This window comes from Microcystis sp. M083S1 (assembly GCF_020246405.1).
In the GTDB taxonomy this organism is placed as follows: domain Bacteria; phylum Cyanobacteriota; class Cyanobacteriia; order Cyanobacteriales; family Microcystaceae; genus Microcystis; species Microcystis aeruginosa_C.
In genome coordinates, this window is sequence record NZ_JADBTB010000032.1 from 24,794 (window position 1) to 39,727 (window position 14,934).

General features: G+C 42.5%; 10 protein-coding genes. 7 read left to right on the top strand and 3 right to left on the bottom strand.

The genetic code is table 11. The features are described 5' to 3' along the window. Positions 1-17 precede the first annotated feature (17 nt). Complete coding sequence (locus tag IM450_RS03080) at positions 18-2,270, top strand: PBP1A family penicillin-binding protein (protein ID WP_287666834.1); 2,253 nt, start codon at positions 18-20, stop codon at positions 2,268-2,270. A 328-nt stretch (positions 2,271-2,598) separates the two neighbouring features. Here the strand turns inward: IM450_RS03080 and IM450_RS03085 are convergent, their stop codons facing one another. The 3 genes from IM450_RS03085 to IM450_RS03095 form a co-directional block, all read right to left on the bottom strand. After that, the gene (locus tag IM450_RS03085; protein WP_287666836.1) at positions 2,599-4,290 is read right to left on the bottom strand and encodes a calcium-binding protein; all 1,692 of its coding nucleotides are present in this window, start codon (positions 4,288-4,290) and stop codon (positions 2,599-2,601) included. Positions 4,291-4,442: 152 nt separating this feature from the next. Next, positions 4,443-4,958: a CDP-diacylglycerol--glycerol-3-phosphate 3-phosphatidyltransferase gene (pgsA, locus tag IM450_RS03090; RefSeq protein ID WP_287666839.1), complete on the bottom strand. Its 516-nt coding sequence runs from the start codon at positions 4,956-4,958 to the stop codon at positions 4,443-4,445. Between the two features lie 174 nt (positions 4,959-5,132). Next, complete coding sequence (locus IM450_RS03095) at positions 5,133-6,227, bottom strand: fatty acid desaturase family protein (RefSeq protein ID WP_287666842.1); 1,095 nt, start codon at positions 6,225-6,227, stop codon at positions 5,133-5,135. 245 nt (positions 6,228-6,472) lie between these two features. Here IM450_RS03095 and IM450_RS03100 point away from each other — a divergent pair, with 245 nt between their 5' ends. The 6 genes from IM450_RS03100 (at position 6,473) to IM450_RS03125 (ending at position 14,764) form a co-directional block, all read left to right on the top strand. Further along, a complete protein-coding gene (locus tag IM450_RS03100; protein WP_287666845.1) occupies positions 6,473-7,621 on the top strand; it encodes a helix-turn-helix domain-containing protein in 1,149 nt (382 codons plus the stop codon). A 16-nt stretch (positions 7,622-7,637) separates the two neighbouring features. Next, a complete protein-coding gene (locus tag IM450_RS03105; protein ID WP_287666848.1) occupies positions 7,638-9,002 on the top strand; it encodes a DUF1822 family protein in 1,365 nt (454 codons plus the stop codon). Positions 9,003-9,034: 32 nt separating this feature from the next. Continuing rightward, positions 9,035-11,602, top strand: coding sequence for an ABC transporter substrate-binding protein (locus IM450_RS03110; protein WP_287666851.1), 2,568 nt, complete (start codon positions 9,035-9,037; stop codon positions 11,600-11,602). Positions 11,603-11,709: 107 nt separating this feature from the next. Further along, positions 11,710-12,429 carry a PspA/IM30 family protein gene (locus tag IM450_RS03115; protein WP_002799891.1) on the top strand — a complete coding sequence of 240 codons (720 nt, stop codon included), beginning with the start codon at positions 11,710-11,712 and terminating at the stop codon, positions 12,427-12,429. An 11-nt stretch (positions 12,430-12,440) separates the two neighbouring features. After that, on the top strand, positions 12,441-13,790 hold the full coding sequence (locus tag IM450_RS03120) for an ABC transporter substrate-binding protein (protein WP_287666854.1): 1,350 nt from the start codon (positions 12,441-12,443) through the stop codon (positions 13,788-13,790). A 263-nt stretch (positions 13,791-14,053) separates the two neighbouring features. Next, complete coding sequence (locus IM450_RS03125) at positions 14,054-14,764, top strand: response regulator transcription factor (RefSeq protein ID WP_287666856.1); 711 nt, start codon at positions 14,054-14,056, stop codon at positions 14,762-14,764. Positions 14,765-14,934 lie beyond the last annotated feature (170 nt).

Genomic DNA, 14,934 nt, shown 5'->3' on the forward strand with positions numbered 1-14,934 from the left:
GATAACTGATAAAAACTATGTCTAACCAGTCGCCGAAAACCCAAATTAGTCAACTTGTCACCGTTGCCGTGCAGAAATTGCAAGGAAAGGTGAATTTTCAGGCGGTAAATCTCAAAAAAGGGGCGAGAGTTCCTGAATTACGCCTTAAAAACGAGAATGGCAGTGGGGAAAGCAAATATCCCCTTATCGGCGATCGCTATTTGTTAGGCCGCAGTTCCAGTTCCTGTGATATTACTATCCGTAATACCGTGGTCAGTCAGATTCATTGTTCCCTGCAGCGTGACCCGAAAAATCCCCATAATTTCCTGCTCACAGATGAAAACTCCACTAACGGGGTTTATATGGGTAAACGTCGTCTGAAAAGCGTTTCCCTGCGTCATGGTGATATCTTTACCCTGGCCCCTCCAGACTTAGCCAATTGTGTCACCATCTCCTATTACTGTCCCCCTCCTCTGTGGGTGCGACTTTTGCGCTATGGTTTCTATGGTGCGGGTGGTATTTTCGGTTTATTAGTTTTAGCGGTTATCTGGGAAAGTCGCAAAGTTAATGTTTATCCACTCCCTTCCGGGGTGAGAGGTCCGGTGGTCGTCTATGCTAGGGATGGTCAAACTCCCCTCAATCCCATTCGACAGGAAACTCACCAAGAATTAGATAATCTGGGGGATTTTTCACCCTATTTGCCCAAGGCGGTTGTCGCTTCCGAAGATAGTCGTTTTTACTGGCATTTTGGCGTTGATCCTTTGGGGATTGTCCGGGCTGTTATGATTAATTGGCAAGGTCGGGGCATTCGTCAAGGGGCCAGTACCCTGACTCAACAGTTGGCCCGTAGTTTATTCCCCGAAGTCGGTCGCCAAAATACTGCCGATCGCAAACTCCGGGAGGCTGTGGTCGCTTTACAATTAGAAGCGGTGTATAGTAAGGATACAATTCTCAAAACCTATCTCAATCGAGTTTATCTCGGTCTGGCCGGTTACGGTTTTGAAGACGCGGCCCGCTTTTATTTTGATAAATCCGCTAGAGATTTAGATATCTCCGAGGCTGCCACCCTTGTGGCTATGTTACCCGCCCCGAATTTATTTAATCCCATTCAAGATTATGACACTTCCGTACAATTACGCAATCGTGTCATCGATCGCATGGCCCAATTAGGCATGATTTCCCCAGAAGCGGCCGCCAGCGCTCGCAGATCCCGCATTGAAATCAGTCCCCAAGCCAAAAAATCCCTATCTAGTACGATTGCACCATATTTTTATAGTTACGTTTTCGAGGAATTACAGGACCTTTTAGGGGAAGAAGTGGCTAAAGAGGGCAATTTTATTGTTGAAACCAGTTTAGACCGCCGGCTGCAAGCGATCGCAGAAAAAAGCTTAAAAAATAATGTCTTAAACCAAGGACCCCGCTATCGTTACTCCCAAGGGGCTTTAGTTACTTTAAACAGTCAAACCGGGGAAATTCTCGCTTTAGTCGGGGGAGTTGATTATCAAAAAAGCCAATTTAACCGCGCTATCCAAGCTAAACGTCAACCCGGTTCCACTTTTAAGGTATTTGCTTATGCTGCCGCCCTGGAAAAGGGAATATCGCCCTATAAAATCTATACCTGCGCGGGACTCTCTTGGCAAGGACAGGCCTATTCTCCCTGTGAACGCAGTAGCGGGGGGGTCAATATGTTTCAAGGTTTAGCGCAATCGGAAAATAGCGTCGCCCTTCGCATTGCTCGCGAGGCAGGATTAAGTAATGTGGTCAATGTGGCGGAACGTTTGGGGGTGAAATCACCTTTAAATCCTGTACCGGGGCTAATTTTAGGGCAAAGCGAGGTAAATGTCTTAGAAATGACCGGCGCTTATGGGGTTTTTGACCACGGTGGGCGCTGGAATCGTCCCCACGCCATTAAACGCATTCTCGACGCTTCCGACTGTGAAAATGTGGAGGATTTGAGTACCTGTCGGGTTATTTATGACTATGGCGAGGATAGCGAGAGAAATCAGCAGGTAATCTCCCCTAAAACGGCCGAAACGATGAATAGCCTCTTGCGGGGGGTGATAACTAATGGTACGGGAGGTGCTGCTAGTGTTGGCATGGGAGAAGCGGGTAAAACGGGAACTACTAATAATTATGTGGACCTCTGGTTTATCGGTTATCTTCCCCGTCGCGACTGGGTGACAGGTATTTGGTTAGGGAATGATAACAATTCTCCCACTTCCGGCAGTAGTCAACAGGCAGCGAAGTTATGGGGCGATTATCACCGTCAGTTAATCACCACAGAAAACTAAGGGACTTGCGCTTTGATAATGTACCTTTTGGGCGAACGCAGTTCGCCCCTACATTGTGGACAAAATCCGTTACTGTAGGGGCGCAAAGCTTGCGCCCTCCGAGCGATTGAGATATTATTCCCACGCAAGTCCCTAATGCCAATGGCTCTGAAGCTCAGACCCATTTTAACCGTCTATCCTTAAGATTAGTGGAATCCCCCCAACCCCCCCGACATCGGGGGGTCTTGCCTCTTGCCTCATCTCAACTAACAATTTAAATGGTTCACAGTAATAAGGGTGTCTTAGCCCTAGCTAATACACCCAGTATCTGTGTATTCAAATAAGGAAATTAAATGAAGGCGAAGTTAGCAGCATTTAAACCACTAAGCACGTTACTAGTTGTTGCAATGAGGGTGTTGGACGTCGACCAGTTACTGTCAGTGTCATACAAGAACTGCCTTGTATCGGTGGCGTAGGCAAAACGAATGTTAGATTTAGTTGCCCCTAAGGCCGTGATATTAGCTAAAGTATCGACGACGATGCTGTTAGCAGCATTGGCAGCGACTGCCGCTGTATTAACAACTGCCGCACCTGGTGCTGGAGCGCCTGTGTAAGCACTAGAGGTAATTGCAAAGACATCGATCCCATTAATAGCGCTAGAGACAGAAAAGGATGTTATTGAGTCACTGTCTTGATTGGTAAATACAAAGGTATCGTTGCCACCTGCACCAATTAGGGTATCGGTCCCTGCGCCACCAATTAGGGTATCGTTGCCAGTTCCACCACTTAGGCTATCGTTTCCCCCGCCACCAACTAGGCTATCGTTTCCCCCGCCACCAACTAGGGTATCGGCACCAGTTCCACCGATTAGGGTATCGGCTTGGCCGCCGCCGGTCAGGGTGACAGCAGTGGCATTTCCGCTATTGGTGAGCGTCCATCCCGATGTAACAGTCGCTAAATTAACGTTGATGTTAAAGCCGCTCGCCGTGACCGATGCAGTGCCTGAGTTGCTGGTCGATGCAGTGGCGGTCCAGGCTGCTACCGCCGTGGCATTCGCCGTGGCGCCAGCGGCGACAAGCAGGATGTCGACACCGTTTCCAAGATCGGAAATGGTGTCGGTGCCGGCGGCGACGTTGAAGGTATCGACTCCCGCGCCACCAGTTAGGCTATCGTTGCCATTGCCACCAACTAGGGTATCGGCACCAGTTCCACCAATGAGAGTGTCTGCGTTAGCGGAGCCAGTCAGGGTGACAGCAGTGGCATTTCCGCTATTGGTGAGCGTCCATCCCGATGTACCAGTCGCTGAAGCAACGTTGATGTTAAAGCCGCTCGCCGTGACCGATGCAGTGCCTGAGTTGCTGGTCGATGCAGTGGCGGTCCAGGCTGCTACCGCCGTGGCATTCGCCGTGGCACCAGCGGCGACAAGCAGGATGTCGACACCGTTTCCAAGATCGGAAATGGTGTCGGTGCCGGCGGCGACGTTGAAGGTATCGACTCCCGCGCCACCAGTTAGGCTATCGTTGCCATTGCCGCCAACTAGGGTATCGGCTTGGTTGCTGCCGCTTAGGGTATCGGCAGACCCACTACCTGTAATAAAATAGGAATCGGTGTTTAGGAGTGGTGCGATCGTAGTTTGGCCAGAGGGTGATGGTGGTGCGCCCAAATTTATTTGTTGCGTACCTGCCGCTTTCGTGTAAGAATTAGTGCTGACGGTTAGTATATGAGTGCCGCCAACCGTAGATCTAAGAAAAGTATTGGTATCTGCTGGCAGGGTAAGGGTCGTAGTAAAGGGGAAATCGTACCCAGAAAGGGTTGCGCTAACAGCACTGGTCGTTCCGTTGAATAATCTCCAAACCGTATTGCCGCCGGGGAAAACGCCAATGGAAGTGAGACTATAGTCACCAGCGTCTGTTGTCGATATAGAAATAGGGGTAGCAGTAAAGGTGTTCAGGAACTGGGCAACTGTTGCTGATACACCAGTAACAGCAGGAGTGAAATTAACACCAGCTAGGGCAGAGAAGTCTATAGTAACAGTGGGCATAGTTTTTTCTTTGAATGATATGTTTGAACTTGAAGAGTTTGACAGTCCCCCCGACCATTATATACTAAGAAAAAAAATGCAACCCCATTCTCTCGATTTGTCTCCGCAAATTATTGCTAATGTTCGTTATTTTACATTTGGTCAAGTTTTTATCAATTTTGCGTGACATAAATCACACCAGAAATTAAAGTTAATGTCACCGATAGCCAAAAAGCGAACTGAGCAATTAAATTATATTCAGAAGGCAAGGGAGCAATTAAGAGAGCGATAGCGATAATTTGGCTGACTGTTTTGCTTTTTCCCCACCAATTAGCCCCTTTTATGTCGCTATTTCCCGTTAAATTGGGATTAATGCGCCAACCAGCGATCGCTAATTCGCGAGCGAGAATCAAAAATACTCCCCAAGCAGCAATTAAATCCATTTCAATCAGAGCTAAGAGGGGAGCGAGAACCAGCAATTTATCAACCAAAGGATCGAGAAATTTACCTAATTCGGTGATTTGATTGAATTTTCGCGCTAGATAACCATCGAGCCAATCGGTGCTGGCAGCAATCAGAAAGATAATTAAACTTAACCAGCGATCGATTTCTGTGCCTTGATGCAACCAGTATAAAATTAATGGTAGTCCCAAGAGTCGCGATAGGGTAATCGAGTTGGGTAGGTTCATTTTTCAGTGATCAGTAAACATTAAACAGTGATCAGTGACCAGTAAATAGTGATCAGTAAACAGTACACAGTAAACAGGTATAAAGATAAAGATAACTAACTAACTAATTAACTTAAAACTTACATCTGATAACTTACATCTGATAACTGATAACTGATAACTGATAACTGATATTTAGCTGGCTAATTTGAGATCGAAATTACTTTGTTTATTGCCTAATTGTCTGAGCCAACGATAATTATAAGTTAAAGCACCCCAGAAGGTGGGATAAACGGCATAATTAACGCCAAATTCTTGGCAAACTTCCGCTAAAATTGGGGCAATTTTGGGGTAGTGAATATGGCAAATTTGCGGGAACAGATGGTGGACTACTTGATAATTTAATCCCCCTAAATACCAATTTAAAAAAGCATTTTGGGGGGCAAAATCCACGGTAGTTCGCACTTGAAAAATTGCCCATTCGTCTTCGATTTGGTTGGTTTCCGAGGGTTGAATAAATTCGGCGGGTTCCAAAACGTGAGCTAACATAAATACATGACAGGCAAGCACCCCATAGGTCATAAAAGTAATGAGAAAACCGATCGCTATTTCTAGGGGACTATAACCAACTAAGAGAGGAATGCCAATAAACCAAAAGAGATAAACAACTTTTCCGCTCAATAAAACGAATAGATCGATCGGTTTAGGATTGGGAATTTTAATCTCGCCAAAACGATTATAAAAGAGGATAGAGCGCACATCGGAGAATGACCAATAGATAGGGATTATAGCGTAGATAATCGGGATAAATAAATGTTGATAACGATGGTACCATTTATGCTCGGCATGGGGAGTCATTCGCACCACACCATCGCCGTGAATTTCCACATCGTACCCTAAAACATTGGTGTAGGTATGATGGAGATAATTATGACGAAAACGCCAGAGATAACTGGAAGTACCGATGATATAATCGTAGGTCATGCCAAGGAGAGAATTAACCCATTTTTGACTAGAATAGCCGCCATGGTTAGCATCATGACCAATGCTAAAACCAATCCCTGCTAATCCTCCTCCTAAAACCATGCAACCGATAATTTTTAGCCACCAGATATCCGGACCAAAAAGCACAAATAGCCAAGCGGCAATTACCCAAGTTAAAATCGTGATCGTCTTCAGGTACATGGCAAAATTATCTCTGGTGGGGATGCCGTTTTCGGTAAAATAAGCATCAACCCGTTTATTCAATTCCTTTCTAAAACCCTGATTTTCGGTAAAAGTTACTCGCATTCCTAATTTTTGTCCTAGAAGTTGATATGACGGCTATTTGTGGCAGCTCAGAGTGAATTTATGAGTCTTGTACTGGTTTGCTAAGGCTGTCTCAGCATAACTGATAATTTCTCATCAGTCCCTCATCTATTGTCAGAGAAAGAGGTGCGCTTGGCAAGGGAATCGCTCAATTTATTTGCTACTCTTGCAGAAAATCCTCGGTTTTTACCTAATCAGATATCAGATACCTGTAGCCGGTGATAGAAATGAGCGTTAGGTACTTTTATACTACTATTAAAGCGATTGAAGGCGATCGAGTTTTCTGGTGCGAAGTGCCACAATTAAGAAAATCGATCAATGCGATCGCTCGAAGCGTGGCCGATGATGAAGCGGTATATCTTTATCTGTGGCAATGGTTACAGAATGAGCCTAATAACCAATTAGTCAAGTCTCATTGGATGGTTTTTTTACAATATCGCTCCTCTATGGTAACTCAAAGGGTCTATAAAAATGTTGGCCATCGGATCGATGCTGATTATGAAACCCTATTCTACTATTTGCTGAATTTGCTTTCTACGGCAATCATTAATAATCCTAGCAATTTTTACGGTAATTTTCAGGATCAAAAGACCAAACCAGGATTTTTTCGCTTAATCTTGGGAAAATGGACAGATAAAAAATTGAGAAATACTCTCTATAATTTCCTGCGAGGAGAGTATAAAACTATCGGCAGGACTAATCTCGGTATAGTCAGTCTTTTTAGTGCAAATAAAATTCAAAAAGTTTTACGAACATCGGGTATCTTTAACGAGAATCATCTGCTAATATTTAACTGTTTTCGAGAGGTAAAAAAAGCTTCTCTTAGATCATTGGATAAGTGGCAAGAGGAGGATTGGCAACAAGTAATCGATCGCTTGCAGCAGTTACAACCGCAAGTTATTCTCACCGTTGAGGAAGTGCAAGCAAAACTCAATCAAATAGGGGAGATAATGCGTAATCATATCGATCCTTCTTACTCTAGATTTGAGCTTAATAATTATGACGATAATAGCAATTACTTTTGGGAAAATCTCCCCGGTCAGAAGCCAAGTAAAGATTTACTCCAACAGCAAGAAATCCAGGAAGATATTAATAAGTTATTAATCACTCTTGAGGATGAAGTTAAACAGATTGCATATTGTTACTATCATCAAAAGATGACGCAAGCACAGATCGCTAATCGATTGGGAGTTCACTCATCTACCATTAGTCGAGAAATAACCCAATTATGTAAAAAAATTTATCAGCTACTCTGTGCAAGGGAAGGCAAAGATTGCCCTATTTTGTTAAATGAGATTCAATTAGAATCTCGGCAAAAACAAGAGATCGATGCTTATCTAAAATATTTTTGTCAGTCCTACTTAACTCAAATCTAATCTGTTAGGAGATACCATGAAAGTCAACCTCGATATTTTGCAACAAATTAACCCGAAATCCCTTTGGCTAACTTTTTCGGAAACAGAGATTAAACAAGCTCGATCGATTCTCAGTCAATACTCTAATCAAACCGCCAAAAATCAGGCTTTGATTAATTACTTGGTGCAAATATGCTTAAGCAATTGGCTGAAAGATAATCTTGATTGTTCCATTCAAATAATACCCGAAAACCATCAGTATCTTTGGGAGTTTATTAACGGGTTTACTTGGCAAATTCAAGATAAAAAAGTGACTACTATTCCCAGTCAAGCGATTGACATTGAGGGATTGACAATAGAGCAAGAATGGGTTGATATTCCCGATTTAGCGGCAGATTTTTATCTAGGGGTGCAGGTAGATTTAGCAGAAAAATTTCTCAATATCTGGGGTTTTATATCCAGAAAAGATGTTAAAAATCTCGCAGAATACGATTCAATTTACCATCAATATTATTTGGACAGTGAGCAAATTATTGATGATTTAGATATTCTTTGGCAGAGTTGTTTAGAGGGAGAGAGTGAACAAGGAAAACTCGAATCTTTAGCAAACTTATCGCCAGCAACAGCAGAAAATTTAATTAAAAAGTTAGGTCAAGTTTCACCCTATTCTCCGAGATTAGATGTTAGTTTTCAGCAATGGTTAGCTTTGTTGAATAATCAACAATGGCGAGAAAAACTTTATCAGCAGCGTTTAGAGGTAATCCCCACAAAACTGGGTCAATGGTTGCAGGGAATTATTACAGAGAAATGGCAGGAAATCCTCAGCACTATCGACAATTATCGTCCAATTAATCCGGGTTTTTTGTTGGCTGCTGAAAAAGTCAGCAGCCGAGAATCTCCAGCAGATATTCAGCGAGAAATTAGACAACTGTATGCTAGTCAAAAAGAGGTGGAATTTTCGGAACATTTAACCCCAGAGGAAGCTTTAGCAAAACTACAACATCAAACCCAAGATGACACTATTCGCTGGCAAGCGGCCGAATATCTCTGGAATATTGATCCTCATTATCCCAATGCTGCTATCCGCAAAATGCTCGATGTGGGTAGTCAATTAATGGGTTATAAAATCGCTTTAATGGTGGGAGTTTTATCGACCAGTCACCAGAGAATTGCTGTCTTAATTCGTGCCTATGCCATGGACAATTTTGCCAAGCTACCCCCCGGTTTATCTTTGCAAATTAGCGATGAAATAGGCCAATTAATCCCCAGTTTAGAAGCAATAGCAAGGGAGAAACCCTTAGATAGCTATCTACAACTTTATTTTCTAGCTGATGCCGACGATCGCTTTAATGTTAATCTAAGTTTAGGGGATAGTAGCATTACCGAGCAGTTTAGGATTTAATAGAGATAGCAGAAAATGTCAAGGATAAAGACATGAGCAGAGTTGTGATTCTGAAAATTGGGGAGGGAAATTTTGCAACGGGATTCTCCGTCACTCTAGAAATTCGTGACAATCATCGCTTGATAGCACCTTTTGCCGAGGGTAAATTAGTCCCTAACCTTGACATTGCTGACGCTTTGCAAAATTATCGTCGAGCTTATTATCATTGGGTAGAAAGTCAACCCAGTTTAGGAATTACCGTTCCTCGTAGTATGATCACCCATGCAGCGGTAGGTGATCCTAGAGACAACCTGAGACAAGCTACTCAAACTTTAAAAGATAGCCTAAATGAATGGCTAAACTCTAGTTATCTGAGTTCGATACAAAATCATATCTTGTTCCATATAGGTACTAAGTCAGAAGTAAGATTTTTTATCCAAACTACCCACTTTGATTTACAACAAATTCCCTGGGAGTGTTGGAATTTTTTACACGAATGGTGTCCCGATGTGGAAATTGCTCTTACTATCCAGAGAAATCCCCCGATAATTAACCTGACTTCTCCGATTAAGGTTTTAGTAATTTTGGGTAATATTGACATCGAAAGCAAGCATAGTTCCCTGTATTTATCCAGTTTGCAAACGGTACTAGGAAACCCAGATAAGGTTTCTATGCAAATATTGAGTACCAGTTCAGAAGTTCCTATTTCAACGAAAAATATTCACAATGAGTTGATCAAAAATCAATGGGATATTGTAGTTTATTTAGGTCATAGTCAAACCAGTAGCGACGGTCACGATGGAGTTTTTATCATTGATAATGATACGGCTTTATCTCCTGCACATAACTTAAGAAATTCCCTAGAAATAGCTGTTAAAAAAGGCTTAAAACTTGTTATATGTAACTCCTGCGATGGGTTGGGTATTGGTCGTCATTTGGCTAATATCGGAGTACCCCATATTATTGTTATGAAAGAACCCATCGCCGTGCGGGTTGCTTTGAGATTTCTAGAAGTTTTTCTTCCCAATTTTCTTGAACATAAATCCCTACAAGAATCCTTAACAATCGCTCGGCAAGAATTAAAATTACACGAATTTGAGGTGGATGCTGCTAGTTCTTCTTTGCTGCCTCGTTTGATAGAAAATCCTGAAGAACCACCGTTGATTTTACCTAAAAATAAAAGGTTATTACGTCTATCTAGTCGCTGGAAACAAGCTCTGTTATTTATTTTAAGTCTTCTGGTAACTTTATCAGTTTTATATTGGGGAGGAGTATTTTCCGATGATGCTAGTAAATACCCAGAAATTAGCTTAGGTGAAGAAATATTATTAAAGACAAACCGACAAGATAACATGATTGAACGGGGAAGACAAGCTTTTAAAAACAAAGAATATAAACAAGCAATTCAGCTTTTTAAACAATCCCTTGATCGCTTGCCCAATAATCCAGAGATTCGCATCTATTATAATAACGCTCGTGCGGCCTATCAAGACAGAAATCCCTTAAAAATTGCCACCAGTGTTCCTCTTGGTAATAATCCAGAAATTGCTCAGGAAATTTTACGAGGTATTGCTTTATTGCAACAGGAGTTAAACGATGAACAGGCCAACAACCCCGATTTTCACTTTCTACAGGTACTGGTCGCTAATGATAATAATAGCCCCGAAGATGCCAAAGATCGAGCCGAAAAATTTGTTAAAGATCCGTCAATCATAGCAGTGGTTGGTCATAATGCTTCTGCTGCTAGTGAAGCGGCCAAAGATATCTATGTACCAGGGAAAATTGTTGCCCTATCTCCCACCAGCTTTTCCCCGAAAATCTCTGGCAATGGCTATATATATAAAATGGTTCCCGATCTGGAAACTTTTGCCACAACCTTAAGTGAATATATCCGCGAACAAACTGACAAGCTAATTATCCAAAACCCGACTAATTTAATTTGTTATGATAATCGCTCTGGAGATAATTATAACTTCGCTCAAAAATATAAAAACATTCTCCTCGGTCAGCAGTTTCAAAAAGTCATTAAAGATGCAGATTTTGACTGCAATATCGAACCAGAAATTAATTTAGATGAACAGGAAATTTATCAAAAAATCGCTCAATATCAAGTAAATATTCTCATGGTTGCTCCCTATATTGACGATCTGAAAAGAGCCGTCAGTATCTTTAAGCAACGTCCCGCACAACAGTTAAACTTAGTGATTTTAGGTTCCCCCAGTTTTCAAAGTTATCTCACCCTTGCAGAAGGTGAACAGGGGGTAGAAAATTTAGTTATCACCGTGCCTTGGTATGATCTCAAACAAGATAATTATATCCACAGTTTTTGGCAAAATAAGATCAATGTTTGGCGCACTCCCATGGCCTACGATTCGACTAAAGTTATCCTCACCGCTTTGCGAAAGTTATACCAACAAGGACAAAAATTCGATCGAAAATTGTTAAATCAAGTTTTAAGAAACGATTTTTCTATTGAAGGAATGACTGGCACTGTTAGATTCGATGAGAATGGTGTCCGCAACATGAACAATAATCCTGATGATCGCCGCTACTTGATTCTACAGGTCAAAAATGGTCAATTTGTCCCCCTCGCTCCCATTAAATCTGCCGGTCCAGTCTAAACCTTCCTATCCTTGTCAAGACTTTTTACAAAACTTAACCTTATCCACTGCATCAAAGTTAGCCATCGCTCCTAATTAACAGGTAACACCTCTAGGAGACAAACGGCATGAAATTGTTAAAAAAATTAACCCCAAAAGCCTTGATTTTTTGGCTGATCGGTGATAAGGCAGGAAATTCTCTCGTTGCGATCTGGAATTGGTTGTGGGGTATTCCCATCGAATCCGGCGGCAAAATTGCCGTAGAATCGGCCAGAGAATCCCTAGAATCGATGCAAAAATCCCTAGCGGAATTAACAGAATCGGTGGCGCAAGTAGTAGCAGCCCAGCAATCGGCCCAAGCACAATACGAGGCAAAAAAACAGGAACACACAAACTACTTGCAACAGGCTGTCACCGCTCAAAAAAAAGGTCTTCAAGAAGCGGCAAGACTAGCTATGGTTAAGGTTCTCTCCCTAGAAAAAATTCTATCCGCCATGAAAGATCGGGTCGATAATGCCGAAAAAGTAGTCATTGCTGCTAAGGAAAAACTTCGCCAAGAGCAGGAAAAAATCGAACATTATAAATTAGAAATGAGCAACTTAAAAGCGATTAGTTCCATGAATGAGGCTTTAGGCAAAATAAACGAATTTGATAGTAGTCTCAACCTCAATAACTCCCGCGATCGCTTTGAGGATGCCAATGAAGCGATTAAAGACCGTTATCGAAAAGAAAACGCCTATAGTGAATTAAGCGAGAACTATAGCGAGAAATTAGCTCAAGAAATCGATTTCTTAAGCCTTGATGACGAAATTAACCGCCGTTTAGCCGAATTCAATCAGCAAAGTTAAGGAGTAAAGCAATGACAAAGACTGGCAAAAAAGCGAGCTTACCGCCAATTTTCTATATTTTACTGGGGTTGATCGGTTGGTTTCTTTTTCCCCAAATATTGGCAATATTTGCCCCAAAAGCCGATAATAATCCCCGCATGAGTTACGGCAATCATCTCCTGATCAAAACTAATTCTAACACCACCAAAGAATCAGCGATCGCTGCCATTGCTCAAGGTGATCACCAAGAAGCAGAGCAACTCCTGCAAAAATCCCTCGCTCAACATCCCAACGATCCCGAAAGCGTAATTTATCTAAGCAACCTGCAAACTGGCTCAAATCCCTTCAAAATCGCCGTTGTTGTGCCAGCAACAACTAATCCCAACGTCGCTCAGGAAATATTGCGAGGAGTCGCCAGCGCACAAACCCAGATCAATCAACAGGGAGGGATCAACGGCAGAAAACTGATGGTTATCGTGGTTAATGACGATAATCAGCCGCAGATATCGAAAGAGGTAGCCAGTGAATTAGTCAAAAATCCCGATATTATCGCTGTTATCGGTCATAATGCCTCCGATGCCAGTTTAGCCGCCGCTCCCATCTACGAAAAAGGCGGTTTGGTGATGATTTCTCCCACCTCCCTGGCTAATAATCTCTCCGGTGCGGGAAATTATATCTTTCGTCTGGTGGCTTCTAACGGCAAAATTACGGAAACCTTAGCAAATTACATAGTAAATACAGCTAAAGTCCGAAAAATTGCTTTTTGCTACGATTCTCAAGCTCCTGATAATATTTCCTTTAAAGATGAGTTGATGGCTAATGTGGCGAAAAAAGGCGGTCAAATTGTGCCGATTGTCTGCGATCTGAGTGTACCCAATTTTAAGGCCGATCAAGCCCTTAATCAGGCGATTTCTGGGGGTGCTAACGGCCTATTTGTCGTCGCTCATATTGATCGTCTCGATCCCGTTTTTGAGGTTATTCGCTCCAATCGTCAGCGTTTGCCTCTGTTTAGTAGTCCCACCCTCTACAATATTCGCACCCTCGAAGATGGCGGCAAAAACGCCCAAGGTTTAACCCTTGCCGCACCCTGGCACCCCTCGGTTAACCAGACTTTTGCCAATCTTATGCAGGAACAGTGGCGCGGTCCAGTTAGTTGGCGCACAGCCACCAGTTTTGACGCTACACGGGTGATTATTGCCGGTTTAAGGGAAAATACTCAACGTCAGGGCCTACAGTCCAGGCTGCGCTCCGGCAATTTTCATCAAACAGGGGCCACAGGAAAAATTAGCTTTGATCCCAATACTGGCGATCGCATTGGTCAACCGGTCTTAATTCAAGTGCAATCAACTCCCTCCGGTGAGCAGTTTGTCCCTTTACCTTGAAAAGTCCCCAGTCCACCAAAGTCGGGAGAGTTGCCAACTCTCCCCCCCAAAAAATGAGCAAAAATTACAATTATTTCAATGTTCAACCCTGAGAAAGAAATGAATGGCTAATATGTTAAAATATGCCTAAGTAGGTAGGTTTTAAAAATTGTCAGATTCCCCCTTATTAAGGGGAGCAGGGGGCATCCGCACCCCCCTTATTAAGGGGGGCAGGGGGGATCAAAGGCAAAATCTATCTTCAATTAAATTATAACTACTTACTTATGGATATCGTTATTATCGAAGATGAAATTGAAATCGCCCATTTGATTCAGCAAACTTTAGAGCGGGAGTCCTTTACTTGTCATCTGGCTTATAATGGTAGGGTAGGACTAGAACTTTTTTATCAAAAGCAACCAGAATTAGTTATTTTAGATTTAATGTTACCCGAATTAGACGGACTAGAATTGTGTGCTAGAATTCGCCAAAAACCCGGGACAAAAGACCCCTATATTTTAATGTTAACCGCTAGAGGAGAAGAAATTGATCGCATTATCGGCCTATCTACGGGAGCCGACGATTATATGGTAAAACCCTTTAGTCCCCGGGAATTAACCGCTCGCGTAAGAGCCTTATTAAGACGTAGTTTAAGACACGATAGTCAACCCCAACAACTCCATCGCAGCCGTCATTTTATTATCGACTTAGATCAACATTCTGCTCTTCGTAAATTGGAAGGAATGCCAGAGGAAACCCTCGATTTAACCACCTTAGAATTTAATTTATTAGCTACCTTTGTCAGTTATCCCAATCGCGTCTGGAGTCGCACCCAATTAATCGATAATCTCTGGGGAAATGATTTTTTTGGCGATGAAAGGGTAGTAGATACCCATATCCGACGCTTACGCAAAAAAGTAGAACCCGATCCTGCTAATCCTATCTTTATCAAAACTGTAGTCGGTGTCGGTTATAAATTTGAGGATGACATTATTTAGGGTCTGCTGAAAAAGTTTGTTGGTGGGGTTAGTAGTCAGGAGTCGGGAGTCAGTATTCAGGAGGCAGTATTCAGGAGATCAGTAGCTGGTTATAATTAAATTAAAAATAGATTTTAGGTTCGATCCCCCCTTAGTCCTAGGGTGAATTCATAGTAGGGTTGATTCATGAA

Excerpts from the sequence above, each read along its gene's own strand:
- IM450_RS03080 (WP_287666834.1), top strand. The coding sequence starts at position 18 with ATGTCTAACCAGTCGCCGAAAACCCAAATTAGTCAACTTGTCACCGTT.
- IM450_RS03085 (WP_287666836.1), bottom strand. The coding sequence starts at position 4,290 with ATGCCCACTGTTACTATAGACTTCTCTGCCCTAGCTGGTGTTAATTTC.
- pgsA (WP_287666839.1), bottom strand. The coding sequence starts at position 4,958 with ATGAACCTACCCAACTCGATTACCCTATCGCGACTCTTGGGACTACCA.
- IM450_RS03095 (WP_287666842.1), bottom strand. The coding sequence starts at position 6,227 with ATGCGAGTAACTTTTACCGAAAATCAGGGTTTTAGAAAGGAATTGAAT.
- IM450_RS03100 (WP_287666845.1), top strand. The coding sequence starts at position 6,473 with ATGAGCGTTAGGTACTTTTATACTACTATTAAAGCGATTGAAGGCGAT.
- IM450_RS03105 (WP_287666848.1), top strand. The coding sequence starts at position 7,638 with ATGAAAGTCAACCTCGATATTTTGCAACAAATTAACCCGAAATCCCTT.
- IM450_RS03110 (WP_287666851.1), top strand. The coding sequence starts at position 9,035 with ATGAGCAGAGTTGTGATTCTGAAAATTGGGGAGGGAAATTTTGCAACG.
- IM450_RS03115 (WP_002799891.1), top strand. The coding sequence starts at position 11,710 with ATGAAATTGTTAAAAAAATTAACCCCAAAAGCCTTGATTTTTTGGCTG.
- IM450_RS03120 (WP_287666854.1), top strand. The coding sequence starts at position 12,441 with ATGACAAAGACTGGCAAAAAAGCGAGCTTACCGCCAATTTTCTATATT.
- IM450_RS03125 (WP_287666856.1), top strand. The coding sequence starts at position 14,054 with ATGGATATCGTTATTATCGAAGATGAAATTGAAATCGCCCATTTGATT.